Raw genomic sequence first — 22,796 nt, 5'->3', positions numbered from 1 at the left:
GCCTTCACCGAGGCCCGGGCGATCGGGCTGGATTTACTTGAGGAATTGGGGCATAAGGCCCGGCAGTCGGAGGCATTGCTTCCGGTCGAGACCGCGCTGGACGACATCCCGGCGTTGGCCGTGACCGACGAAGACGCTTTCAGACTTAAGCAGGGACGGTCGATCGTTCTCGTTCCCCGACAGGTCGAAACCTTGAGAGCCGGGCTTGCGCCGGGCGCTCGAACCGTTTCGGCTATGTGTCGTGGCGTGATGGTGGCCCTCTGCGAGATGCGCGCCGGCAAGCTCGAGCCGTCCCGCGTCTTTCATCTCGAATAGAGCGGAGATGCACGATGTCGGTTACCCCGGACCGTAAGGCCGAAATTATCAAGACCCACGCCCGCAGCGAGGGTGACACCGGAAGCGCCGAAGTCCAGGTGGCGATCCTGACCGAACGGATCATCAACCTGACCGAGCACTTCAAGACCCACAAGAAGGACAACCATTCGCGCCGGGGCCTGCTCAAGATGGTCTCCCAGCGCCGGTCGCTCCTCGATCACCTGAAGAAGTCCGAACAGGCTCGCTATCAGGCCCTCATCGAGGTCCTCGGCCTGCGCCGCTAGGATGTTCAGCGCCCCCGCGAAAGCGGGGGCGTCGCATATGGGGCCTCTGATTTTAAGGGTCTCAGACACTGGCGCCGCCCTATCGCGGCAGCGCCCATGGACGACCGCCTCCCCTCCGCGACAGGCCGGGGACGATATGGCGGCCGGGGGTCAAGGCCCCCAAGACGCACGCTGAGGGTTGCGACGAAATCCTCATCAAGCCTGTTCACCTGGAGAGGATTTCGGAAGTCCGACGCCCTGTCCGCCCCCGCCAGGAATACGCCTGCCGGGATATGAAAGAAGAAAAATCATGTTCGATATCAAACGCAAAACCATCGAGTGGGGCGGCAAGACGCTGACCCTCGAGACCGGCCGCATGGCCCGTCAAGCCGACGGCGCGGTGCTGGCCACCTATGGCGAGACCGTGGTGCTCGCCACCGCCGTGTTCGCCAAGTCCGCCAAGCCCGGCCAGGACTTCTTCCCCCTGACCGTGAACTACCAGGAGAAGACCTACGCCGCGGGCAAGATCCCCGGCGGCTTCTTCAAGCGCGAAGGCCGTCCGTCGGAAAAGGAGACCCTGGTCTCCCGCCTGATCGACCGTCCGATCCGACCGCTGTTCGTCAAGGGCTTCAAGAACGAAGTCCAGGTGGTCTGCACCGTCCTGGCCCACGACCTTGAGAACGATCCCGACATCGTCGCCATGGTCGCGGCCTCCGCCGCCCTGGTGATCTCCGGCGCCCCCTTCATGGGTCCGATCGCCGCGGCCCGCGTGGCCTTCATCGAGGGTGAGTACGTCCTCAACCCGACCCTGGAAGAGCTGAAGACCAGCCAGATGGACCTCGTCGTCGCCGGTACGGCCGATGCGGTGATGATGGTGGAATCCGAAATCCAGGAACTGACCGAAGAGCAGGTCCTGGGCGGCGTCTCCTTCGCCCACAAGTCGATCCAGCCGGTGATCGAGGCGATCATCGACCTGGCCGAGCATTCGGCCAAGGAGCCCTTCGACTTCGCCGCCGACGACACCGACGCCCTGAAGGCGCAGATGAAGACCCTGGTCGGGGCCGACATCGCCGCGGCCTACAAGGTCACCAAGAAGCAGGACCGCCAGGAGGCGCTCAGCCAGGCCAAGCAGAAGGCCATGGCCTCCATGGCCAAGTCCGAGGCCAATCCCGACGGCGCCGACAGCCAGAAGCTGGGCGGCGTGTTCAAGGAGCTCGAGGCTGACGTCGTCCGCCGCGGCATCCTCGACACCGGCCTGCGCATCGACGGCCGCACCGTCGACAAGGTCCGTCCCATCGTCTCGGAAGTGGGCATCCTGCCCCGGGCCCACGGCTCGGCCCTGTTCACCCGCGGCGAAACCCAGGCCCTTGTGGTCGCCACCCTGGGCACCGGCGACGACGAGCAGTTCATCGACGCCCTGGAAGGCACCTACAAGGAGAAGTTCCTTCTCCACTACAACTTCCCTCCCTTCAGCGTCGGGGAAGCTGGCCGCATGGGTTCGCCCGGCCGTCGTGAAATCGGCCACGGCAAGCTCGCCTGGCGCGCCGTCCGTCCGGTCCTGCCGGCCACGGAAGACTTCCCCTACACCATCCGCTTGGTCTCGGAGATCCTGGAGTCCAACGGCTCCTCCTCCATGGCCACGGTCTGCGGCGCTTCGCTGGCCATGATGGATGCGGGCGTGCCCCTGAAGAAGCCGGTCTCCGGCATCGCCATGGGCCTGATCCTGGAGTCCGACGGCTTCGCCGTGCTCTCCGACATCCTGGGCGACGAAGACCACCTGGGCGACATGGACTTTAAGGTCGCCGGCACCGCTGATGGCATCACCTCGCTGCAGATGGACATCAAGATCGCCGGCATCACCGAGGAGATCATGAAGAAGGCGCTGGAGCAGGCCAAGGAAGGCCGCCAGCACATTCTGAACGAGATGACCAAGGCCATGGACGCGCCGCGCACCGAGCTCGGTGAGTACGCGCCCAAGATCGAAACCATGAAGATCGCGGTCGACAAGATCCGCGAAGTCATCGGTTCGGGCGGCAAGGTGATCCGCGAGATCGTCGCCGAAACCGGCGCCAAGGTGGACATCTCCGACGACGGCACGATCAAGATCGCGGCGTCCGAGCAGTCCAAGATCGATGCGGCCCGCGACTGGATCAAGTCCATCGCCTCGGAGCCCGAGCTGAACGCCATCTACACCGGCAAGGTGGTGAAGGTGGTCGACTTCGGGGCCTTCGTGAACTTCTTCGGCGCCAAGGACGGCCTGGTTCACGTGAGCCAGATCTCCAACGAGCGCGTGGCCAAGGTGTCCGACGTCCTGACCGAAGGCCAGGAAGTGAAGGTCAAGCTCCTGGGCTTCGACGATCGCGGCAAGACCCGCCTGTCCATGAAGGTCGTCGACCAGGTGACCGGCGAAGACCTGTCCCAGAAGGAAGGGGCCGAGGCCTAAAGGCTTCCGCACCATCCTGAAGACGAACGAGGGCGGCCGCAGCGATGCGGCCGCCCTTTTTCGTGGCTGCGCTACGGCCCTTGTCTGCGGCCAAAGGGCTGATAGAAGCGCTTCCAGGGTCTGCAGTTCACCCAGGCGTCACCGCCCCGCACATCGGGGAGCTAAACCTGCCCTTGAGACGTCTCGCCCCGCTTGTCCTGCCAAGCGCCGGGTCGAAAGTCGGTGACCTCGACGCCCCTGATGAGGGGATCGGCGCTTCACGAGGATGAGTGATGCCCAGAACCGCCATTCCCTACACGACCCCCGACATCTCGGCCCTGGCCAAGTCGCTGCGCGACCAGCTGGCCCGCCAGGGGCCGGCGCCCGGCCATGTGGAGATGCTGAACATCCTGGCCCGGGCGGCCGGGGCGAAGAACTTCCAGCACTATCGCGCCCGCTCCGAGCCCCTGGAGGCCCCGCCAGCGCCCGCCGCCGACCTGGCGCGGGTGGAGAAGGTCGCCCGCCAGTTCGACCCCCAGGGGCGGCTGCTGCAGTGGCCCGCCAAGCCGTCGCACCAGGCCCTGGCCCTCTGGGGCCTGTGGGCGGCCCTGCCGGCCGGCGACGCCGTCAGCGAGGCGGTGTTCAACGGACGGCTCAACGCCCTGCACGCCTTTGGCGACCCGGCCATCCTGCGGAGGTCCATGGTCAGCGCCGGCCTGGTCTCGCGCACCTCCGATTGCCGCGACTACCGGCGGATCGAGCAGCGGCCGCCCGCCGACGCCCAGGCCCTGATCCGGCGGCTGCGGGGCCGGACGGCGCCTTAGGCGTTGGAGCCGGTCGAAATCCAGCCCCCCTCCCCCCGTCACCCTCGCGCTTGACGCGAGGGTCCATGCACACCGGGCCGGCCCGAGGTGTTCATGGATGGTCGGATCAAGTCCGACCATGACCGGGATGGGCAGAGAGAGACGTCAGCCGCCTGTCTGCCGAAAAAGCGAAAGGCCCGCCGGGGGTGGCGGGCCTTCAGGCTTGCGGACCTTGGGGTCGGCTAGGGCAGGTCAGCCGCGCAGCTTGCGCAGCAGGACGTCGAGGTCGCGGGCGAGCACCGGATCATCGGCCTTCAGGGCTTCGATGCGGCGGACGGCGTGCAGGACAGTGGTGTGGTCACGACCGCCGAACCGCCGGCCGATATCGGGCAGGGAGCGGGTGGTGATCTGCTTGGCGATCCACATGGCCGCCTGACGGGGACGGGCCACGGCCCGGGCGCGGCGCTCCGACAGCAGGTCGGCCTGGGTGAGACCATAGTGCTCGGCGACCGCCTTCTGGATGTGGTCCACCGTCACCTTGCGCTCCGGCGCCGACAGGTGGGGCCTCAGGATGCTCTGAGCCTCGTCCAGGCTCAGATGGGTCAGCTCGGCCCCCACACGGGCCACGAGGGTGTTCAGGGCCCCTTCCAGCTCCCGCACGCTGTCGCTGAAGCGGTCGGCGAGGAACTGGAGCACCTCGGGCCGCACGGTGGCCGGGAAGCCCCCCTGGCGGGCCAGCATGTCCAGCTTGCGCTCCAATATGCCCTGGCGCAGATCCCGGTCGGCCGGCTCGATGCCGCAGACCAGGCCCGCCTGCAGGTGAGACCGCAGGCGCGGCTCCAGGTCCGACAGCTCGTGCGGCGGCCGATCGGCGGTCATCACCACCCGGCGGCCGTCCTGAACCAGGGCGATCAGGGTGTGGAACAGCTCTTCCTGGGTCGAGGTCTTGCCGGCCACGAAGTGCACGTCGTCGATCAGCAGCAGGTCGGCGTCGCGCAGCTCGTCCTTGAAGGCCGCGGTCTGGCGATCCTGGACAGCCTTGACGAAGGTCTGGGTGAAGCGTTCGGCGGTCAGATAGACCACCTTCTTGTCCGGGCAGTTCCGCTGGGCTTCCCAGCCCAGCGCGTTCAGCAGATGGGTCTTCCCGAAGCCATAGGGGCCGTGGAACAGCACCGGATTGAAGTGGCCGTCGGCCCAGCAGCCCACCCGCCGGGCGACGGCGAAGGCGAACTCGTTGGCCGGGCCAGGCACGAAGGTGTCGAAGGTGAAGCGCTCCTGGAGGCCGGCTCCAGGGCGGGGCGCCCGCGAAACCGCCGAGGACGCGGCCGCCGGCTCGGCGACGGCGGCGGGCGCGGCGCCATGATGCATGGCCAGGACGGGGGCGGCGGCCAGGGTGATCTCGGCGATCACCGGCTCCGACGCGCCGTCGGCCTCGAACTCCATGCGCGATTTCAGATCGAGGGCGCGGCCCTCGGGGTCATTCTGCGCCCAGAGCTCGCCGATACGGCGCCAGGCGTGGCGGCGGATCCAGTCACGGGCCACGCCGGTGGCGGCCACCAGACAGACCTCCTGATCGGACCGCTCCCGAAGGGCCGCATGGCCCAGCCAGGAGCCGAAGGTGGCGTCGCCCAGCTCGCGTTTCAGGGTCTGGCACGTCTTGGTCCAGACCGCGCCCGCAGGCGTCGCCGCCGTTCTGTCCGCCAATCCTCCAGAAGCCATTTCGCCAATACCCCCAACATCCGCCATCATTGGTCGCAACCCCACGCCGCGGCCACGTTTATCGAACAAACACAGGCTCTTAGTCGGAGGGCGCATAGAGTCCCGCCCCCCGTTTTTTCATCCGAATTCAGATGGAAAACACGTCTGTGCTGAAGGCCAGAGACTAGTCCGGGACGGGGGGGGGTCAACGGTGATTCTTCGCGGCGTCCGCGGATATTTTCGTTGACTCAAGCGCGCGCCCTCACGCCACAAGGGAAATCCCCAAATGACCCTCCGCCGACTGAGAACATTGGTCGCAGGAGTCGCAGGGCCAAGCTTCGGGCAAGACAAAGCCCGCACACCGAAACGGCGCGCGGGCTTCATTATTTGTCTAGAAAATTCAACCGACTAGGCCGCCCGGAGGCGGCGCAGGTCAAGCTTTAGGCAACGGCCAGCTTCTTCAGCCGGGCGGCCAGGCGCGAGACCTTCCGCGAGGCGGTGTTCTTGTGGATCACGCCCTTGGTGACGGCCCGCATCACCTCGGATTGCGCCTCGACAAAGGCGGTCTTGGCGACGGCGGCGTCGCCGGCCGCAACGGCCTCTTCGAAGCGTCGGAGATAGGTCCGAACGCGCGAGCGGCGAGCGGTGTTGACTTCGGTGCGACGGGCGATCTTGCGGATCGCCTTCTTGGCGCCGGGCGTGTTGGCCATTCTAAAAGCTCTCGAATAGTAGCGCGCTCGAACTCAGGTCCGGGCGGTGAAAATCGGAGGCGCGGATATACGGGATGGCGGAGAGCCGGTCAATGGCGCCTGGACCTCATGCCGGGATTCCATCGGCGCCGGTGAACCGACGCCAGGCCGGATGGGCCGCGATCAGCTCGGCCATCTGCTGATAGCCCCCCGCGCCGGGATGGGCGCCATCGCCGGCCCGGGCCTCGGCCAGCCAGGTCCCGCTGACGGCCAGGGGGCGCAGGACATCGATATAGGGCGCTCTCAGCCGCACGCAGAGCGCCTTGAAGGCCTCGTTCAGGCTCTCCAGCCGGGCGGCCAGGGCCGGCTCCTCGGCCGGCGGCGGGCCGATCATCAGCACGGGCGCGCGGCCCGCGCCCTGGGTCAGGAGCTGGTGGGCGTTCTTCAGGCTCTCGGCCGCCGACAGCCGCGGCCTTCCCGCCCCGGCATTGGCGTCGTTGCGCCCGAAGGCGAAGATCAGGCCGCAGGGCTCAACCTCGGTCAGCCGGGCTTCGGCCTCGGCCGACCAGCGCGCGAGCACGTCGGCGCTGGTGTCGCCCCGGACGCCGAGATTGTAGGCGGTCACCTCCGGCCGGCCAGCCAGGGCCCGCCCCAGCCAGCCCTGGTGGGCGGGATCGCCGACGCCGGCCACGAAGGAGTCCCCGAAGGCGAGGAGCCGCAAGGCCTAGCGCCCCTTGAAGTCGGGCTTACGCTTTTCGACGAAGGCCGCCATGCCCTCCTTCTGGTCGTCGAAGGCGAACAGGGAGTGGAACAGCCGCCGCTCGACCGCTACGCCGGCGCTGAGCGTGGTCTCATAGGCGGTCTCGACCAGTTCCTTGTTCATCATCACCGCCACGGGCGACTGGCCGGCGATCTTGGCCGCCGCCGCCAGGGCCTCAGCCACCAGGGCCTCGGCCGGGACAATGCGCGAGACCAGCCCCGCCCGCTCGGCCTCGACCGCGTCCATCATCCGGCCGGTCAGGATCATGTCCATGGCCTTGGACTTGCCCACATAGCGGGTCAGGCGCTGGGTGCCGCCGATGCCGGGCATGACGCCGAGATTGATCTCCGGCTGACCGAACTTGGCCGTGTCGGCGGCGATGATGAAGTCGCACATCATGGCCAGCTCGCAGCCGCCGCCCAGGGCGAAGCCCGAGACCGCGGCAATGATCGGCTTGCGGCAGGCCTCGATCCGCCGGGCGCTGCGGGCGAAGGTGTCGGCCAGAAACATGTCGGCATAGGACTTGTCGGCCATCTCCTTGATGTCGGCGCCGGCGGCGAAGGCTCGTTCCGAGCCGGTAAGCACCAGGCAGCGGACGTCCGCATCGGCCTCGGCGGCGTCCAGGGCCGCCTCCAGGTCGGCGAGCAGCCGGGCGTTGAGGGCGTTCAGCGCCTCTGGCCGGTTGAGGCGGATCAGGGTGACGGGGCCGTGGGCCTCGATGAGCAGGGTCTCGTAGCTGGGCGCGGGCATGGCGGCCTCCTGTTCGGACACGTCCCTGCCGCTTAAGGCCCCTCGACCTCGTAGCCAAGGGCGCGCAGGCGCTCAGGCAGGCCATCCTGGCCCAGCAGGTGGCCGGCGCCGACCACCACCACCGAACGGCCAGCGCCCTCCAGCCGCGCCTCCAGCAGCTCGAGCCAGGCGGTGTTGCGATCGACGACCATGCTGCGATAGAGGCCCGGCGCCGCCTCGCGCATGGGGTCCAGGGCCTCGGCCTCCAGGGCGTCCAGGTCGCCGGACATCCAGGCCGCGATCAGCCGGTCGAACCCCTGGGGATCGTCCTCGAGCTGCTCCAGGGTGTCGATCAGGTTGGCCCATTGCTCGTCGATGGGCACGGCGTCGAACAGGGCGATCTGTTGCTCGGCGCTCTCCAGGGCCCGGCGCTCCAGCCCAGGGGGCGCTGTCAGGCTGACCTGCTTCTCCACCCCCTGCTCCACATCGGCGCCGGCCGCGGCGAAGGCGGCCGAGGCCAGCAGCACCTCGGCGAACCAGGGCTTCAGCCGGTCGAGCAGGTTGGGCGGCAGGCGGTGCAGGGCCGCCAGGCGGGTCAGGCGCTCGCGGCTTTCCGGCGGCAACTGGTCATAGAGGGACTGGCCCGGCGGCAGGGCGCCGTAGCGCATGGCCAGTTGCGCCGCCTGCGCCTCGGTTTCGGGATCCACCGGCAGTTCGAACCACAGGTCGTCGGCGCGGGCCAGGGCGTCGTCCAGCGCCTTGGGCCTCCAGGGGAGACCGGGCGGCAGAAGATGCATGGAGCCGAACAGCACCATCTCTGAATCGGCGTCGCGCACGATCCACATTGCTGGCTCGGCGCGGGCCGGTTGCGGCGCGCAAGCCCCCAGGGCGATCAGCAGGGCCAGCAGGCCCAATAGTCGGGTCATCGGCTCAAGCCTTCTGGCAGACAGGGCAATAGAAGGTCGACCGCCCGGCCTGGACCTGGCGAACGATGGTTCCGGCGCAACCGGCGTTGGGACAGGCCGCGCCCTCCCGCCCATAGGCGCGGAAACTGTGTTGAAAATAGCCCAGCGCTCCATCGGCGGCGGCGTAGTCCCGCAAGGTCGAGCCGCCTGCGGCGATGGCGGCTTCCAGCACCTGGCGGATGGCCTCGACCAGGGCCTTCAGCCGCGGCCGGCTGATCTTGCCTGCCGGCCGGAAAGGCGAGATCCGCGCCATGTGCAGGGCTTCGCAGACATAGATGTTGCCCAGCCCCGCCACGATCCTCTGGTCCAGCAACAGGGTCTTGGGGCCCTGTTTGCGGCCCTCGAAGGCGCGGAACAGGTGGGCCGCGTCGAATTCGTCCGACAGGGGCTCTGGCCCCATGCCGGCGAACCAGGGGTGGCTGGGCAGCGCCTCGGTGGGGATCAGGCCCATATAGCCGAACCGCCGGGGGTCGTAATAGGTGACCCGGCCGCCGTCCTCGGTCTCGAAGACGACGTGGGCGTGCTTGGGATCGGGATCGGCGGCGTAGACGAACTGGCCCGGTCGGATCGTCCCCTCGGGGCGGGCGATCTCGAAGCGGCCGCTCATGCCCAGATGCATGACCAGGGTGTCGCCGCGGTCGGTGGGGGCCAGGACGTACTTGGCCCGCCGTGAGAGCGTTTCGATCCGCGCCCCGGCCAGCCGCTGGACGAAGTCCTCGGGGAACGGAAAGCGCAGGTCTGGCCGCCGCGCCTCCACGCGGGTCAGGCGCTGGCCGTCCAGGACGGGCGCCAGGCCGCGCGTCACGGTCTCGACCTCGGGAAGTTCAGGCATGGTCCATCGATTGGCAGAGGCCGGGCGCGCGATCAACTTCAACCGCACGCCGTGGCCTTGTGCTGGCGTGCGGCCGCGCAGGAGGCTATGAGGCGAGCCATGACCGGACCTGCCGCCACCTTCGGCTTTCGCGACGTTGCGGCCGACGAGAAGCCGCGCCTGGTGCGTGGGGTCTTCGACCGCGTCGCCCGCCGCTACGACCTGATGAACGACCTGATGAGCGGCGGCGTCCACCGCCTCTGGAAGGACGCCGTCGCCGCCCGCCTGAACCCTCAGCCCGGCGAGGTGATCATCGACTGCGCTGGCGGCACCGGCGACATGGCCAGACGGTTCGCAAAGATGGCCAGGCGCGCCCAGCAGCGCCGAGGCGGACCCGACGCCACCATCCTGCTGATGGACTACAATGCCGAGATGATCACGGCGGGCCGCGAAAAGGGCTCCGAGCCGGAGATCTGCTGGAACGTCGGCGACGCCCAGGCTCTTCCCCTGCCAGACGCCTGCGCCGACGCCTATGTGATCTCGTTCGGCATCCGCAATGTCACCGACATCCCCGCGGCCCTGCGGGAGGCCCGGCGGGTGCTGAAGCCCGGCGGCCGGTTCCTGTGCCTGGAGTTTTCCCGGCCGGTCACTGAGCCCCTGCAGAAGGCCTATGACGCCTATTCCTTCAAGGTCATCCCCGCCGTGGGCGAACTGGTGGCCAAGGATCGGGAGTCCTACCAGTATCTGGTGGAGAGCATCCGCCGTTTCCCGGACCAGGAGCGCTTCGCCCAGATGATGCGCGAGGCCGGCTTTTCCCGGGTGAGCTACACCAACTTCACCGCCGGGGTGGCGGCCCTGCACCAGGGCTGGGCCATCTGACATGGCGCGTCCCGCCGCCTATGGCCGGCTTTTCGCCGCCGCCTGGACCCTGGCCCGCCACGACGCCCTGCTGCCTGTGGAGCTGGAGGCCCAGTATCCCGGCCCGATCCGCGACCTGGGGCGGGCCTTGCGCCTGTTGGGCGGCAAGCAGGCCCGCGACGGCCGGCCGGGCGAGCGCCTGGCCCGCGCGCTCGTGCAGCTCGGCCCTGTGGCCATCAAGCTTGGTCAGCTTCTCTCAACCCGGGCCGACATCTTTGGCGTTCAATTCGCCGAGGACCTGTCGCGGCTGAAGGACCGGCTGCCGCCCTTCCCCGCCGAGATCGCCCGCGCCCAGGTCGAGGCCGCGCTCGGCGCGCCGATCGAGACCCAGTTTTCCGAGTTCGGCGAGGCGGTCGCCGCCGCATCGCTCGCCCAGGCCCATGACGCCCGCCTGCGCGACGGCCGCCGGGTGGCGGTCAAGGTGCTGCGGCCCAATATCGGCGTCCGGGTCGCTCAGGACTCCGCCGCCGTGGCCCTGGCCGCCCAGCTGGTGGCCCGCTATGTGCCGGCCGCCCGGCGCCTGGAGCCCCTGGCCTTCGCTCAGACGGTGATCCGCGCCACCGAGCTGGAGCTCGACCTTCGCCTTGAGGCCGCCGGCTGCGACGAACTGGGCGAGGTGATGGCCCGCGACGGCTACATGGCCGCCCCAGCCGTGATCTGGGAAGGTGTCGGCAAGCAGGTCCTGACCCTGGAATGGGCGGCGGGCGCGCCGCTCTCCGATCCGGCCGCCCTGGAGCTGCCGGGCCTGGACCGCCCGACCCTGGCCTCGAACCTGTTGCGGGCCTTTCTCTCCCAGGCCCTGGATCACGGGGTCTTCCATGCCGATCTGCATGAGGGAAACCTGTTCGTCGAGGCGCCGGCGAAGATCACGGCGGTGGACTACGGCATCGTCGGACGCCTTGGCCCCGACGAGCGGCGCTATCTGGCCGAGATCCTCTGGGGTTTCCTCGACCGCGACTATCCCCGCGTGGCCGAGGTGCATTTCCGCGCCGGCTACGTGCCCGCCCACCATGACCGGGCCGCCTTCGCCCAGGCCCTGCGGGCGGTGGGGGAACCGGTGTTCGGCCGCGCCGCCAGCCAGGTCTCCATGAGCCGGGTGCTGATCCAGCTGTTCGAGATCACCGCCCTCTTCGACATGCACCTGCGCCCCGAGCTGGTGCTGCTGCAGAAGACCATGATGACCGTGGAGGGCGTGGCCCGCCGCATCGACCCCGACCACGACATCTGGGCCGCCGCCGACCCCGTAGTGCGCCGCTGGATCGCCCGGGAACTGGCCCCGCCCGCCCAGGCCAAGCGCCTGGCCCAGGAGAGCCTGGACATCCTCCAGGGCCTCAAGCGTCGGCTGCAGACGCCCGAGCCCCGGATCGCGGTGGTCGCAGATCCCGACCGGGACTCAAGCTGGCTGTGGTTCTTCCTCGGCGCCCTGACCGCCGGCGGCGCCTTCCTGCTCGGCGCGCTCGCCTGAGCGGCCTCAGTCGTCGCCGCGCTCGGCCTCGCGAACCTTCTGCTCTTCCCAATAGGCCGCGCCATTGTCGGGCTTGAACATGGTCCGCGGCGCCCCCTGCGCCGTCGCCACGGCGAAGACATTGCCGGCCGGGTCGTAGATCAGCGTGTCCCCATTGCCGCGCTTGATCGTCTCGGCGCTGGCCGGGGGATCATTGACGAAGGCGTGGGCCTTGCGGACGAAATCGTCCAGATCTGTAGCCCCGAAGGCCTCGCCGTTGCGGGCATAGGCGCGCTCGGCGTTCTCCTGGGCCGAATAGCGCTGGGTCTCCGACCACAGGGGCCGGCCATCGACCTTGGGGATCGGGGCGCGCGCCGTGCTCGTCGACGCCGCCGGCGCGGAGGCCGAGGCGTCCTGTGCCGCATCGCCTGCGCTGGGTGCGGGCGTCACCGCCGATGGCCCGTTGTCGCAGGCGGCAAGAATGAAAAGGCTGGCGCCCGCCGCGAGCGCCCAAGCTGACCGCATCATCACGGTGTTCCTCTCCAGAGTTTCAGCTTCAAGCTGTAGCGGAACGAACAAAGAACAGATGCAGCGGTTTGTCCAGCGCCTATATGCGGCTATAGCGTTGCGACCTTGACGGAAGGGACATCGGGCCTTGGCGGATAAGCGAGTTCTCCTGATCGTGGGCGGCGGCGTGGCCGCCTATAAGGCCCTGGAGCTGACGAGGCTGCTGCGCAAGGCGGGCGTGGGCGTGAGGCCGATCCTGACCAGCGCCGGCGCCCAGTTCGTCACGCCCCTGTCCCTGGCGGCTCTGGCCGAAGACAAGGTCTATTCCGAGCTCTTCTCGCTGACCGACGAAGCCGAGATGGGCCATATCCAGCTCTCCCGCTCGGCCGACCTGGTGGTGGTGGTCCCCGCCACCGCCGACCTGATGGCCAAGGCCGCCCATGGCCTGGCCGGCGATCTGGCGTCCACGACCCTGCTGGCCACCGACAAGCCGGTGCTGATGGCCCCGGCCATGAATGTCCGCATGTGGGAGCACGCGGCCACGAAGCGGAACCTTGAGACCCTCAAGGCCGATGGCGTGGCCTTTGTCGGCCCCGACGAGGGCGCCATGGCCTGTGGCGAATACGGCCCCGGCCGGATGGCCGAGCCCGCCGCCATCTTCGAAGCCATCATGGGAATGCTGGGGGGAAAGGCGGCGCCTGTCGCCGCAAAAAGGCCGCTGGCCGGCCGCCGCGCCATCGTCACCGCCGGCCCCACCGCCGAGCCCATCGACCCGGTGCGCTACCTGACCAACCGCTCCAGCGGCAAGCAGGGCTATGCGATCGCAGAAGCCCTGGCGGCCCTGGGCTGCGAGGTCACCCTGGTGTCAGGTCCCACGGCCCTGGTCGCCCCGGCCGGCGTCATCCGGGTGCAGGTGGAGACGGCCCGGCAGATGCTGGCCGCCTGCCAGGCCGCCCTGCCCGCCGACCTCGCCGTGTGCGTCGCCGCCGTCGCTGACTGGCGGCCGGCCGACGAGGGGACGGTGAAGATCAAGAAGACCGGCGACGCGCCGCCCGCCCTTAAGTTGGTGGAGAACCCCGACATCCTGGCGACCCTGTCGGCGGCCGGGCCAGACCGTCCCCGGCTGGTGGTTGGCTTCGCCGCCGAGACCAACGATGTGGAGGCCTACGCCCAGGCCAAGCTGGCGCGGAAGGGCTGCGACTGGATCGTGGCCAATGACGTCAGCGTCGCAGGCGTCATGGGCGGCGACGACAACACCGTCTCCATCGTCAGCGCAGAGGGCGTCGAGCGCTGGGACAAGACCGCAAAATCCGACGTGGCGACCAAGCTCGCCCAGCGCATGGCGGAGGCCCTGGCATGACCCCGACGATCAAGATCACCCGCCTGGCCCACAATGCCGACCTGCCCCTGCCGGCCTATGAGAGCGCGCTCGCCGCCGGCATGGACCTGCGCGCCGCCGTGGCCGATGACGCGCCCATCGTGCTGCGTCCCATGGAGCGCGCCATGATCCCCACCGGCCTCGCCATGGCCCTGCCCCCGGGCTTCGAAGGCCAGGTGCGCCCGCGCTCGGGCCTGGCGGCCAAGTTCGGGATCACCTGCCTGAATTCGCCGGGCACGGTGGACGCCGACTATCGCGGCGAGATGAAGGTCATTCTGGTCAATCTGGGGGAAGAGGACTTCACCGTCCGCCGCGGCGACCGCATCGCCCAACTGGTGATCGCCCCGGTGATCCAGGCCGCCTGGGAAGAGGTGGGCGGCCTGGACCAAACCGCCCGCGGCGCGGGCGGCTTCGGCTCCACCGGCGCGAGCTAACCTGGCTTAGTCGTACCAGGCCCGGCCGGCCCGCTCGATCAGGGCGAAGGCCCCGGCCGGCCCCCAGCTACCGGCCGCATAGGGCTTGGGCGCCATGCCGGCCTCGGCCCAGGCCTCGGCCACGCCGTCCACCCAGCGCCAGGCCTGCTCGACCTCGTCGCGGCGGACGAACAGCGCGCTGTTGCCCAGGATCACATCGAGGATCAGCCGCTCATAGGCGATCCGCCGGCGCGCATTGGGTCCCGAATAGGCCCGCAGCAGGGATAGCGACAGGGGCAGGGACTGCAGCCGCATGCCGCCTTGGGAAATCCCCGGCGCCTTGTTCATCAGCAGCAGCTCGATGTCCTCGTCCGGCTGCAGGTCGATCACCAGCCGGTTGGCCACCAGGTCGCCCTCGGCCTGGCCGCCGAAGATCGAGTGGGGCACGCCCTTGAACTGGATGGCGATCTGGGTCCGCCGTTCGGGCAGGCGCTTGCCGGTGCGCAGGAAGAAGGGCACGCCGGCCCAGCGCCAGTTGTCGATATCCACCCGCAGCGCCACGAAGGTCTCGGTCTCGCTCGCCTGGCCGCGCTCCTCCTCATAGGCGGCGGCCGACTGGCCCTGGGCGACGCCGGCGACGTACTGGCCGCGCACGCTGGCCTGGGCGACATCCTGGCGGGTGAAGGGGCGCAGGGATCGCAGCACCTTGACCTTCTCGTTGCGCAGGGACTCCGCCTCCATGTCCGAGGGCGGCTCCATGGCCACCAGGCAGAGCAGTTGCAGCACATGGTTCTGGACCATGTCGCGCAGGGCGCCGTGCTCGTCATAATAGGGCCAGCGGTCGCCCACCCCTTCGGTCTCGGCCACGGTGATTTGCACGTGGTCGATGGTCAGATTGTTCCACAGGGGCTCGAACAGGGTGTTGGCGAACCGCAGGGCGATCAGGTTCTGCACCGTCTCCTTGCCCAGATAGTGGTCGATGCGGAAGACCTGCTCCTCCTCGAACACCTGGGCCAGCGCCCCATTGATCCCTCGCGAGCTCTCCAGGTCGCGGCCGATGGGCTTTTCCAGCACGATACGGCTCTGCGGCGTGATCAGGCCCGCGCCCGCCAGGGCCTCGCAGACCCCCACATAGAGGCTGGGCGACAGGGCCAGGTAGAAGATCGGCGCCTTGGCCTCCCCCAGGGCCTCGGTGATGGCCGACAGCCGGTCGGCCTTGGTGGCGTCCACCGCGCGATAGTCCAGCCGCTGGGCGAAGCGGTCCCAGACGTCGTTGTCCAGGGCCTGGGGGCTGGCCCGCTCGGTGACGGCGTCGCGCACCATGGCCTGGAAGGCCTCGGGCTCGATCTCGGCGCGGGCGGCCGCGACGATCCTGAACCCCTCGGGCAGGAATCCGTCGGCGTCGAGGAAATAGAGGGACGGAAACAGCATCCGCAGGGCGAGGTCGCCGGCGCCTCCGAACAGGACGATCGCATCGGCTTGAGGCGCCTTGGGCATGGAATCACCTTCCTGGGCTGGAAATCGGTCGGGCGGCGGTGGAGGTCGGGGCGAGTTAGCCTTAATTCCATTGAGGCAACGTCAAGGCCATGGCCCGGTTCGCATCGACCCGCCTAGCCGTCAGAAGAAGGAGCCAACCTCGCCCAGGTGCGTTCTGCGCCCATAGGGGCGAATTCCACGGCATGACGATTATCGAACAGACACCCGCAGAGCTGGCGCCGCCGGCCCTGGACCTCACCCGCTCGGCCCTGTTTCTCGACCTGGACGGCACGCTGGCCCCGCTGGTGGCGCGGCCGCAGGACGTCGGGCCCGAGCCTCGCCGCACCGCCATCCTGGAGGAGCTCGTCCGCCGCATGGAAGGGCGGGTGGCCATCCTGTCGGGCCGCACCCTGGCCGAGATCGATCACATTCTCGACGGCGCCGTGCGTCCCGTGGCCGCCGTCCACGGCCTGGATCGCCGCGAGCCCGACGGCGCCCACAGCCCCCCCGAGCCTCACCCGGACCTGCCCGAGGTGGCGGACGCCTTCCACGGGCTGGCCGCCGCAGCGCCTGGCCTGCTGGTGGAGGCCAAGGGGCTCAGCGTCGCCCTCCACTATCGCCAGGCGCCGGACCAGGCCCAGGCCGTCCGCGCCCTGGCCGAACAATGGGCCGCCCGCACGGGGCTGAAGATGCAGCCTGGTCACATGGTGGTCGAGCTGCGCACCCCTGGCCCGGACAAGGGGGATTCGCTCGTCACCTTCATGGAAGCCCCGCCTTTCCGCGGGGCGATCCCGGTCTTCGTGGGCGATGACCAGACCGACGAGCCGGCCTTCGCCGCCGCCCGCCGGCTGGGCGGCGCCGGCGTGCTGGTGGGCGACATACGGAACAGTGCGGCCACCCATCGGTTGGAAGATGTGAATGCCGTGCTGGACTGGCTGGAGGCCGCCCTATGAGTCGTCTGATCGTCGTTTCCAACCGGGTGAATCCGCCCGGCGGCAAGGGCGAGGAGAGCGTCGGCGGTCTGGCCATGGCCCTGGCCGCGGCCCTGCGCGAATATTCCGGCATCTGGTTTGGCTGGAGCGGGCGGACCACGCCGATGTTCACCGGCCAGCTGGCGATGCGCCGGATCGAGGGGGTCACGGTCGCCACCGTCGATCTCGAAGAGAGCGACTACCAGGAATATTACAACGGCTACGCCAACAAGACGCTGTGGCCGCTGTTCCACTACCGGGTCGACCTGACCGCCTATGACCGCACCTTCGACGAGGGCTATCAGCGGGTGAACCGCCGGTTCGCCGAGACCCTGCGGCCGCTGATCGAGCCGGATGACCTCATCTGGGTCCACGACTACCACCTGATCCCCATGGCCCGGGAGCTGCGGCGCTTAGGGGTCAAGAACCGGATCGGCTTCTTCCTGCATATTCCGTGGCCGGCCCACCAGCTGATGGTCACCCTGCCCAGCCACAAGGCCCTGGTGGAGGCCCTGTTCGACTATGACTTAGTCGGCTTCCAGACGCCGGAATACGTCACCGCCTTCCAGGAGTATGTCGAGGCCGAGGCCGGCGGCGAGATCCTGGACGATGACCGGTTGAGGGCCTTTGGCCGCACGGTGCAGACCGGCGCCTTTCCCATCGGGGTGGACGCCCAGGACTTCGCCGAGATGGTCGCGTCCGAGCGGGCGGCCAAGACCTATGACCGGATGGCGGCCCATACGGTGTTTCGCAAGCTGATCATCGGCGTCGATCGGCTGGACTATTCCAAGGGCCTGGAGGAGCGGTTCCTCGGCTTCGAGCGGTTCCTGGCCGACAATCCCGAACTGCGCCGGGAAGTGCTGATGGTGCAGGTGGCGCCGGTAAGCCGGGAGTCGGTCAATTCCTACCAGGAGATCCGCGGGCGGCTGGACGCCCTGTCGGGCCGCATCAACGGCGAACACGCCGACCTGGACTGGAATCCCTTGCGCTGCGTGAACCGCAACTATCGCCGCGACGAGCTGGCCGGTCTCTATCGGGCGGCCAAGGTGGGGCTGGTGACGCCCCTGCGCGACGGCATGAATCTGGTGGCCAAGGAGTATGTCGCCGCGCAAGACCCCCGCGACCCCGGTGTCCTCATCCTGTCGCGTTTCGCCGGCTCGGCCAATCAGCTGCCCGCCGCCCTGATCGTCAATCCCAACAGCCCCGAAGAGATTTCCGAGGCGCTCAAGCGCGCCCTGACCATGCCGCTCGCGGAGCGAATCGAACGTTGGCGCGCTTTGTTCAGCAATGTTCAGGGCGAGGATGTGGGCGCCTGGCGCGACGCCTTTGTCGGCGCCCTGGCCGGTGAGGCCCCGGTCCAGGAGGCGTCCGCCCTGGCCAGCTGACGGGAGGAGACATCCATGGCGGAGAAACTGACGCGCTATCGGGAGATGCGCGACTTCGCCAAGACGCAGGAGCCATCCGGCGCCGACGACGTCACGCCCTCAAAGCGCCTGCGCTTCGTCATCCAGAAGCACGCCGCCACCCGCCTGCACTACGACTTCCGCCTGGAGCTGGACGGGGTGTTCAAGTCCTGGGCGGTGACCCGCGGCCCTTCCCGCGATCCTGCCGACAAGCGCCTGGCCGTGGCCACCGAGGACCACCCGCTGGGCTATGGCGACTTCGAAGGGACGATTCCCAAGGGTGAATATGGCGGCGGCTCGGTCATGCTGTGGGACCGGGGCTATTGGGCGCCGGAGCCGGGCTTTGATCCGGAAGAGGCCCTGAAGAAGGGCGAGCTGAAGTTCGTGCTGGAGGGCGAGCGCCTGCACGGCGGCTGGGTGCTGGTGCGGATGAAGCGCGACCGGACCGGCGGCAAGCGGGAGAACTGGCTGCTGATCAAGCACCGCGACGAGGCGGCCGTCGAGGACGACGACCTGCTGGAGACGAACGACACCTCGGTCGCGTCTGGCCGGGCGATGGACGCCATCGCGGCGGGGACCGGCAAGGGTCCCAAGCCCTTCATGCGCGGCAAGGCCAAGGCGACCGCTCCGGCTGATGACGTCTGGGAGACCCGGGCCAAGGGCGAACCGCCCAAGGCCAAACCGCCGACCAGGGCGAAGGCGAAAGCCGCCAGGCCGCCCCCAGCCAAGACCGCCGCCCTGCCCGGCTTCGTCGCGCCACAGCTCTGCAAGTCGGTGGACCGGCCGCCGCAGGGGAGCGGCTGGGCCCACGAGATCAAGTTCGACGGCTATCGCCTGCAGCTCCGGGTCAAGGACGGCAAGGCCACGCTGAAGACCCGCAAGGGCCTGGACTGGACCGAGAAGTTCCAGGCCATCGCCGATCATGCCGCCCCCCTGCCCGACGGCCTCTATGACGGCGAGGCCGTGGCCCTGGACGACAACGGCGCCCCGGACTTTCCCGCCCTGCAGGCCGCCCTGTCCGATGGCGACAGCGATGATCTGATCTTCTTCGCCTTCGACGCCCTGTTCCTGGAGGGCGAGGACCTGCGGGACCTGCCGCTCCGCGAGCGGAAGGTCAGGCTCAAGGCCGTCCTGGACCGCCACGCCAAGGCCCTGGCCGGGCAGATCCGCTATGTGGAGCACTTCGAGACCGCCGGCGACGCAGTCCTGCAATCGGCCTGCCGCCTGTCTCTGGAAGGGGTCATCTCCAAGCGCATGGACGGCCCCTATCGCTCAGGCCGCAGCCAGGACTGGGCCAAGTCCAAGTGCAGGGCCGGCCACGAGGTGGTGATCGGCGGCTGGACCGGCGCCAAGGGCCAGCTCCGCTCTCTGCTGGTGGGCGTCCACCGGGGCGATCACTTGGTCTATGTGGGCCGGGTCGGTACCGGCTTTGGCGCCGCCGTGGTGGGCCGCGTCCTGCCCAAGCTCGTCGAGCACGCCGCGGACAAGAGCCCGTTCAGCGGCCCTGGAGCCCCGCGCAAGGTGGGCGACATCAACTGGGCGAACCCCGACCTCGTGGCCGAGATCGAGTTCGCCGGCTGGACGGGCGAGGGCATGGTCCGCCAGGGTTCGTTCAAGGGCCTGCGGGCCGACAAGCCGGCCGCCGAGGTGGAGGTCGAAAAGCCTGCCCCCGTGGAAGAGGTCGAACTCGCCCAACCCAAGCCGTCCGCCGCCAAGGCCACATCTCACAAGGGCAAGGCGCGCCCCGCCGGCGCCGTGGTGGTCATGGGGGTGACGATCTCAAGCCCCCACAAGGCGCTGTGGCCCAGGTCCGCCGACACCGATGCGCCGGTGACCAAGGCTGATCTGGCCCGCTATTTCGAGGCGGTCGGCCCCTGGATGATCGACCACATCCGCGGTCGGCCCTGCTCGGTGATCCGCGCGCCGGACGGGATCGGCGGCCAGACCTTCTTCCAGCGACATGCGGGCAAGGGCGCCTCGCACCTGCTGGAGCAGGTGGACGTGGCCGGCGACAAGCAGCCCTATCTGCAGATCGACCGCGTCGAGGCCCTGGCGGCGCTGGCCCAGATGGGGGCCATCGAGCTGCACCCCTGGAACTGTCGCGAGGGCGATCCGGAGACGCCCGGGCGGCTGGTCTTCGACCTCGACCCCGGGCCGGGCCTCGACTTCGACGATGTGGTCGCCGCCGCCAAGGACGTGAAGGACCGGCTGGAGGCGCTAGGCCTCGTGGCCTTCTGCAAGACCACCGGCGGCAAGGGGCTGCATGTGGTGACCCCGCTGGCCAAGGCCCGGGGGCTGGATTGGGACACGGCCAAGGCCTTCGCCCACGACGTGGCCCGCCAGATGGCCGCCGACGAGCCTGATCGCTATGTGGCGGTGATGTCCAAGGCCAAGCGTGAGGGAAAGATTTTCGTCGACTATCTGCGCAACTCACGGCTGGCCACGGCCGTCGCGCCCCTGTCGCCACGGGCCCGCGAAGGCGCCGGGGTCTCCATGCCGCTGACCTGGGGCCAGGTGCGCAAGGGCCTCGACCCGATGCGCTTCACCCTGCGCACCGTGCCGGACCTGTTGAAGAAGACCGACGCCTGGGCCGACTATGGCGCGGGCGAACGGCCGTTGGCCCCGGCCATCCGCAAACTCGGCAAGGTCAAGGCTTAAGCGTCGGGATCAGCGGACGTTAGGGTCGTTCGCCGGCCGTTCCAGCCAGGGCTCAATGCCGAGTTGGCCGGGAATGGCCTGCAGCGCGGCCTTGAGCCGGCTGTTGGTCTCCGACATGCAACCACCGTCGTGATTGAGCGTGGTCGTCTCGCCGGCTGCGTTCGTCCACACCACCGTATAGGTCGGCAGGTCGCTGGCCCGCTGCTCGCACTCGGTCTGCGCGCTCGTCCCGCTGGCCGGTCGCCAGGTCGCCAGGGACCTGGCCACCCCCTGATAGGCCGCCGGCGAGACGGTCTTTTCCTTCACGCCGACCACCGTGGTGTGCCGCTCGCCCTCGAAGCGCACGGCCCCGTCCGCCGCCACGCTCACCGAATAGACCGGGCAGAAGCCGAAGCACGGCCCCACGGCCAGGCTGATCGTCTCGCCCTGGGCGCTTTGGCCGCCATCCATGGCAGGCGTGGCGCAGGCGGTGAGGCCCAGCAGGAGCGCCGAGGCGGCGAGGGCTTTCAACATGGGTCTCTCCATTGATCTTCCGCGCGGGCAGATCGCTGGGCAATAAGGCCAAGAGATGACGTTTGGTTCGCGCTTAGCGGCGGCGCGCTGGCTTGGGGCTGAACCCCGGCGTCAGCAGGGCCTCGCGCTCGCGCGCCGTGATCGGCCGCCAGCGGCCTTCCGGCAGGTCGCCGACCTTCAAAGGCCCGATCCGCAGGCGGTAGAGGTCGATGATCGACAGCCCCACCAGGTCGCACATCCGCCGGATCTGGCGATTGCGGCCCTCGGTCAGGATGAAGCGCAGGCGCTGCTCGCCGGCCAGGGTGACCTTGGCCGGCTTCAACTGGCGGCCGTCCAGGGCCAGGCCGTGGCGCAGACGGGCCAGCACCGGCTCTGCGATGTCGCCGCGCACCCGCACCAGATATTCCTTCTCCATCTGCGAGTCCGGGCCGATCACCGCCTTGGTCACCACCCCGTCCTCCGACAGGATCAACAGGCCGCGGCTGTCCAGGTCCAGCCGCCCCACCGGCGCCAGGCTGCGATCGGCCGCTGGGATCTCGGCGTCGTCTCCCCACAGGGCCTGACGGGTCAGCAGCCGGGCGGCCGGGATCTGGCCGGGCTCCGGCTGGGCCGAGACATAGCCCACCGGCTTGTTGACGATCACCGTCATCTGGCCTTCGAGACGGGCCTGGGCGCCGTCGTCCAGGGTCAGCGTCTGGCCGTGCTCGATCTTGCGGCCGGGATCGGAGACGGTCTCGCCGTCGATGGAGACCTGCCCCGCGGCGATCAATGCCTCGGCCTCGCGGCGGGAACAGACCCCGCTCTGGGCCAGCCAGCGATTGACCCGCTGGGGCTCGGCTTCCTCGTAGGTGCGCGTCCAGGCCATCAGCCGGTCTGGCGCTCGCGCTTGCGGATGAACATGGCCGCATCGGCCTGGGCGACGATGGCCTCGGGCTCGCCATCGTGCGGGATTTCGCAGACCCCAAACGAAATGTGCAGGGGCGCCGACCAGTCGCCGAACTGGATGGGGGCCTGCTCCAGGGTCCGCGCCAGGGCCTCGGCCTTGGCCTGGGCGGTGCGGACCGTGGCCTGCACCAGGATGACCGCGAACTCGTCGCCCCCCATCCGCCCGACGATGTCGCTCTCGCGCACCAGACCGGTCAGCCGCTCGGCCACGGCCTTGAGCACGGCGTCCCCGGCGGCATGGCCGAACCGGTCATTGACGCTCTTGAAGTCGTCCAGGTCGAAATAGACCAGGCTGGCGGGCGACGCGTAGCGCCGGGAAAAGGTCTGCACCCGCGACAGCTCGCGCATGAAGGCCCGGCGGTTGAGCAGCGGCGTGAGGGGATCGCGGTCGGCCAGACCCTCGACCTCGGCCAGCTTGGCCTTGAGCCGCGACACCTCGCCCCGCAGGTCGTCGATCTCGGTGAGCAGGGTCTGCAGGGCGCCGCGGACCACCGGCGTCATCTCGGCTTCGGTGATGCCCAGGAAGCCGGACGTGTCGGCCGGCAGGGCGCGGGCGGCCGAGCTCTGGGCGCCGGCCTGGGCCAGGGCCCGTTTGCGGATCGCCGCAAAGGGTTCGGTGCGTGCGCCCGTGATCTTCATGGAAAGGGAATCACTTCCAGCCTTAACCATAAGAAACCTACCGGTGATCGGTTGCCGGCGCAAAGGCGGCGCCTAT

21 protein-coding genes and 1 pseudogene are annotated in these 22,796 nt (G+C 69.1%); 11 read left to right on the top strand and 11 right to left on the bottom strand.

What is annotated here, in order from left to right; genetic code table 11:
* The 4 genes and pseudogenes from Q8L83_RS01025 to Q8L83_RS01010 all read left to right on the top strand — a co-directional run.
* Window positions 1–315 (top strand): annotated as a pseudogene (locus Q8L83_RS01025) (tRNA pseudouridine(55) synthase TruB); the annotation flags it as partial.
* A 14-nt stretch (window positions 316–329) separates the two neighbouring features.
* Window positions 330–599 carry a 30S ribosomal protein S15 gene (gene rpsO, locus Q8L83_RS01020; protein ID WP_305284254.1) on the top strand — a complete coding sequence of 90 codons (270 nt, stop codon included), beginning with the start codon at window positions 330–332 and terminating at the stop codon, window positions 597–599.
* A gap of 289 nt (window positions 600–888) precedes the next feature.
* Window positions 889–3,021 (top strand): polyribonucleotide nucleotidyltransferase, encoded by a 2,133-nt coding sequence (gene pnp / locus Q8L83_RS01015; protein ID WP_305284251.1) that lies wholly within the window; start codon window positions 889–891, stop codon window positions 3,019–3,021.
* A 272-nt stretch (window positions 3,022–3,293) separates the two neighbouring features.
* The gene (locus Q8L83_RS01010) at window positions 3,294–3,824 is read left to right on the top strand and encodes a DUF2087 domain-containing protein (RefSeq protein WP_305284249.1); all 531 of its coding nucleotides are present in this window, start codon (window positions 3,294–3,296) and stop codon (window positions 3,822–3,824) included.
* Window positions 3,825–4,055: 231 nt separating this feature from the next.
* Here Q8L83_RS01010 and dnaA read toward each other — a convergent pair whose 3' ends face one another.
* The 6 genes from dnaA to mutM all read right to left on the bottom strand — a co-directional run bounded on the left by dnaA (window position 4,056) and on the right by mutM (window position 9,476).
* Window positions 4,056–5,549 carry a chromosomal replication initiator protein DnaA gene (gene dnaA / locus Q8L83_RS01005; RefSeq protein ID WP_370868332.1) on the bottom strand — a complete coding sequence of 498 codons (1,494 nt, stop codon included), beginning with the start codon at window positions 5,547–5,549 and terminating at the stop codon, window positions 4,056–4,058.
* 392 nt (window positions 5,550–5,941) lie between these two features.
* Window positions 5,942–6,211 (bottom strand): 30S ribosomal protein S20, encoded by a 270-nt coding sequence (gene rpsT / locus Q8L83_RS01000; protein WP_293321062.1) that lies wholly within the window; start codon window positions 6,209–6,211, stop codon window positions 5,942–5,944.
* Window positions 6,212–6,317: 106 nt separating this feature from the next.
* The gene (locus Q8L83_RS00995) at window positions 6,318–6,911 is read right to left on the bottom strand and encodes a GDSL-type esterase/lipase family protein (protein ID WP_305284245.1); all 594 of its coding nucleotides are present in this window, start codon (window positions 6,909–6,911) and stop codon (window positions 6,318–6,320) included.
* 3 nt (window positions 6,912–6,914) lie between these two features.
* Entirely contained in the window at window positions 6,915–7,700 is a 786-nt protein-coding gene (locus tag Q8L83_RS00990) for an enoyl-CoA hydratase (RefSeq protein ID WP_305284244.1), read from the bottom strand.
* A 32-nt stretch (window positions 7,701–7,732) separates the two neighbouring features.
* The gene (locus Q8L83_RS00985) at window positions 7,733–8,605 is read right to left on the bottom strand and encodes a TraB/GumN family protein (RefSeq protein ID WP_305284243.1); all 873 of its coding nucleotides are present in this window, start codon (window positions 8,603–8,605) and stop codon (window positions 7,733–7,735) included.
* 4 nt (window positions 8,606–8,609) lie between these two features.
* On the bottom strand, window positions 8,610–9,476 hold the full coding sequence (gene mutM, locus Q8L83_RS00980) for a bifunctional DNA-formamidopyrimidine glycosylase/DNA-(apurinic or apyrimidinic site) lyase (protein ID WP_305284242.1): 867 nt from the start codon (window positions 9,474–9,476) through the stop codon (window positions 8,610–8,612).
* 99 nt (window positions 9,477–9,575) lie between these two features.
* Between mutM and Q8L83_RS00975 the strand changes: the two genes are divergently transcribed.
* Both Q8L83_RS00975 and ubiB read left to right on the top strand, forming a co-directional pair.
* The gene (locus tag Q8L83_RS00975; RefSeq protein ID WP_304713822.1) at window positions 9,576–10,334 is read left to right on the top strand and encodes a class I SAM-dependent methyltransferase; all 759 of its coding nucleotides are present in this window, start codon (window positions 9,576–9,578) and stop codon (window positions 10,332–10,334) included.
* A gap of 1 nt (window position 10,335) precedes the next feature.
* Window positions 10,336–11,838 (top strand): 2-polyprenylphenol 6-hydroxylase, encoded by a 1,503-nt coding sequence (gene ubiB, locus Q8L83_RS00970; protein ID WP_305284241.1) that lies wholly within the window; start codon window positions 10,336–10,338, stop codon window positions 11,836–11,838.
* A 6-nt stretch (window positions 11,839–11,844) separates the two neighbouring features.
* On the opposite strand, the gene Q8L83_RS00965 is transcribed toward ubiB, so the two are convergent.
* A complete protein-coding gene (locus tag Q8L83_RS00965; protein ID WP_305284240.1) occupies window positions 11,845–12,345 on the bottom strand; it encodes a hypothetical protein in 501 nt (166 codons plus the stop codon).
* A gap of 127 nt (window positions 12,346–12,472) precedes the next feature.
* On the opposite strand from Q8L83_RS00965, the gene coaBC reads away from it, so the two are divergent.
* Both coaBC and dut read left to right on the top strand, forming a co-directional pair.
* Window positions 12,473–13,684: a bifunctional phosphopantothenoylcysteine decarboxylase/phosphopantothenate--cysteine ligase CoaBC gene (gene coaBC, locus Q8L83_RS00960; RefSeq protein WP_305284239.1), complete on the top strand. Its 1,212-nt coding sequence runs from the start codon at window positions 12,473–12,475 to the stop codon at window positions 13,682–13,684.
* Window positions 13,681–14,136 carry a dUTP diphosphatase gene (gene dut / locus Q8L83_RS00955; RefSeq protein WP_305284238.1) on the top strand — a complete coding sequence of 152 codons (456 nt, stop codon included), beginning with the start codon at window positions 13,681–13,683 and terminating at the stop codon, window positions 14,134–14,136. Before coaBC ends, dut begins: the two co-directional genes overlap by 4 nt.
* Window positions 14,137–14,142: 6 nt before the next feature.
* Here dut and zwf read toward each other — a convergent pair whose 3' ends face one another.
* A complete protein-coding gene (zwf, locus tag Q8L83_RS00950) occupies window positions 14,143–15,612 on the bottom strand; it encodes a glucose-6-phosphate dehydrogenase (protein ID WP_305284237.1) in 1,470 nt (489 codons plus the stop codon).
* Between the two features lie 182 nt (window positions 15,613–15,794).
* Here zwf and otsB point away from each other — a divergent pair, with 182 nt between their 5' ends.
* From otsB to ligD, 3 genes are read left to right on the top strand one after another with little or no spacing between them, the layout of a single operon-like run.
* On the top strand, window positions 15,795–16,544 hold the full coding sequence (gene otsB / locus Q8L83_RS00945; protein ID WP_305284236.1) for a trehalose-phosphatase: 750 nt from the start codon (window positions 15,795–15,797) through the stop codon (window positions 16,542–16,544).
* A complete protein-coding gene (gene otsA, locus Q8L83_RS00940) occupies window positions 16,541–17,947 on the top strand; it encodes an alpha,alpha-trehalose-phosphate synthase (UDP-forming) (protein WP_305284235.1) in 1,407 nt (468 codons plus the stop codon). Before otsB ends, otsA begins: the two co-directional genes overlap by 4 nt.
* Before the next feature lie 15 nt (window positions 17,948–17,962).
* A complete protein-coding gene (ligD, locus tag Q8L83_RS00935; protein WP_305284234.1) occupies window positions 17,963–20,623 on the top strand; it encodes a DNA ligase D in 2,661 nt (886 codons plus the stop codon).
* A gap of 9 nt (window positions 20,624–20,632) precedes the next feature.
* Here the strand turns inward: ligD and Q8L83_RS00930 are convergent, their stop codons facing one another.
* The 3 genes from Q8L83_RS00930 to Q8L83_RS00920 all read right to left on the bottom strand — a co-directional run bounded on the left by Q8L83_RS00930 (window position 20,633) and on the right by Q8L83_RS00920 (window position 22,720).
* A complete protein-coding gene (locus Q8L83_RS00930) occupies window positions 20,633–21,136 on the bottom strand; it encodes a DUF6438 domain-containing protein (protein WP_305284233.1) in 504 nt (167 codons plus the stop codon).
* Window positions 21,137–21,209: 73 nt separating this feature from the next.
* Entirely contained in the window at window positions 21,210–22,001 is a 792-nt protein-coding gene (locus tag Q8L83_RS00925; RefSeq protein WP_305284232.1) for a pseudouridine synthase, read from the bottom strand.
* Window positions 22,001–22,720: a GGDEF domain-containing protein gene (locus Q8L83_RS00920; protein WP_305284231.1), complete on the bottom strand. Its 720-nt coding sequence runs from the start codon at window positions 22,718–22,720 to the stop codon at window positions 22,001–22,003. The genes Q8L83_RS00925 and Q8L83_RS00920 overlap by 1 nt, the downstream gene beginning before the upstream one ends.
* Between the last annotated feature and the right edge of the window lie 76 nt (window positions 22,721–22,796).

It is taken from the genome of Phenylobacterium sp. (genome assembly GCF_030680185.1).
In the GTDB taxonomy this organism is placed as follows: domain Bacteria; phylum Pseudomonadota; class Alphaproteobacteria; order Caulobacterales; family Caulobacteraceae; genus Phenylobacterium.
Note: the sequence above shows the minus strand (reverse complement) of the source record. Positions and strands in the feature narration are given on the sequence as shown.

What these genes read in the sequence shown, in the direction of transcription:
- rpsT (WP_293321062.1), bottom strand. Translation starts at nt 6,211, where the DNA reads ATGGCCAACACGCCCGGCGCCAAGAAGGCGATCCGCAAGATCGCCCGT.
- Q8L83_RS00925 (WP_305284232.1), bottom strand. Translation starts at nt 22,001, where the DNA reads ATGGCCTGGACGCGCACCTACGAGGAAGCCGAGCCCCAGCGGGTCAAT.
- Q8L83_RS01010 (WP_305284249.1), top strand. Translation starts at nt 3,294, where the DNA reads ATGCCCAGAACCGCCATTCCCTACACGACCCCCGACATCTCGGCCCTG.
- rpsO (WP_305284254.1), top strand. Translation starts at nt 330, where the DNA reads ATGTCGGTTACCCCGGACCGTAAGGCCGAAATTATCAAGACCCACGCC.
- pnp (WP_305284251.1), top strand. Translation starts at nt 889, where the DNA reads ATGTTCGATATCAAACGCAAAACCATCGAGTGGGGCGGCAAGACGCTG.
- zwf (WP_305284237.1), bottom strand. Translation starts at nt 15,612, where the DNA reads ATGCCCAAGGCGCCTCAAGCCGATGCGATCGTCCTGTTCGGAGGCGCC.
- Q8L83_RS00975 (WP_304713822.1), top strand. Translation starts at nt 9,576, where the DNA reads ATGACCGGACCTGCCGCCACCTTCGGCTTTCGCGACGTTGCGGCCGAC.
- Q8L83_RS00990 (WP_305284244.1), bottom strand. Translation starts at nt 7,700, where the DNA reads ATGCCCGCGCCCAGCTACGAGACCCTGCTCATCGAGGCCCACGGCCCC.
- dnaA (WP_370868332.1), bottom strand. Translation starts at nt 5,549, where the DNA reads ATGGCGGATGTTGGGGGTATTGGCGAAATGGCTTCTGGAGGATTGGCG.
- mutM (WP_305284242.1), bottom strand. Translation starts at nt 9,476, where the DNA reads ATGCCTGAACTTCCCGAGGTCGAGACCGTGACGCGCGGCCTGGCGCCC.
- Q8L83_RS00965 (WP_305284240.1), bottom strand. Translation starts at nt 12,345, where the DNA reads ATGATGCGGTCAGCTTGGGCGCTCGCGGCGGGCGCCAGCCTTTTCATT.
- Q8L83_RS00920 (WP_305284231.1), bottom strand. Translation starts at nt 22,720, where the DNA reads ATGAAGATCACGGGCGCACGCACCGAACCCTTTGCGGCGATCCGCAAA.
- ubiB (WP_305284241.1), top strand. Translation starts at nt 10,336, where the DNA reads ATGGCGCGTCCCGCCGCCTATGGCCGGCTTTTCGCCGCCGCCTGGACC.
- otsB (WP_305284236.1), top strand. Translation starts at nt 15,795, where the DNA reads ATGACGATTATCGAACAGACACCCGCAGAGCTGGCGCCGCCGGCCCTG.
- Q8L83_RS00985 (WP_305284243.1), bottom strand. Translation starts at nt 8,605, where the DNA reads ATGACCCGACTATTGGGCCTGCTGGCCCTGCTGATCGCCCTGGGGGCT.
- ligD (WP_305284234.1), top strand. Translation starts at nt 17,963, where the DNA reads ATGGCGGAGAAACTGACGCGCTATCGGGAGATGCGCGACTTCGCCAAG.
- otsA (WP_305284235.1), top strand. Translation starts at nt 16,541, where the DNA reads ATGAGTCGTCTGATCGTCGTTTCCAACCGGGTGAATCCGCCCGGCGGC.
- dut (WP_305284238.1), top strand. Translation starts at nt 13,681, where the DNA reads ATGACCCCGACGATCAAGATCACCCGCCTGGCCCACAATGCCGACCTG.
- Q8L83_RS00930 (WP_305284233.1), bottom strand. Translation starts at nt 21,136, where the DNA reads ATGTTGAAAGCCCTCGCCGCCTCGGCGCTCCTGCTGGGCCTCACCGCC.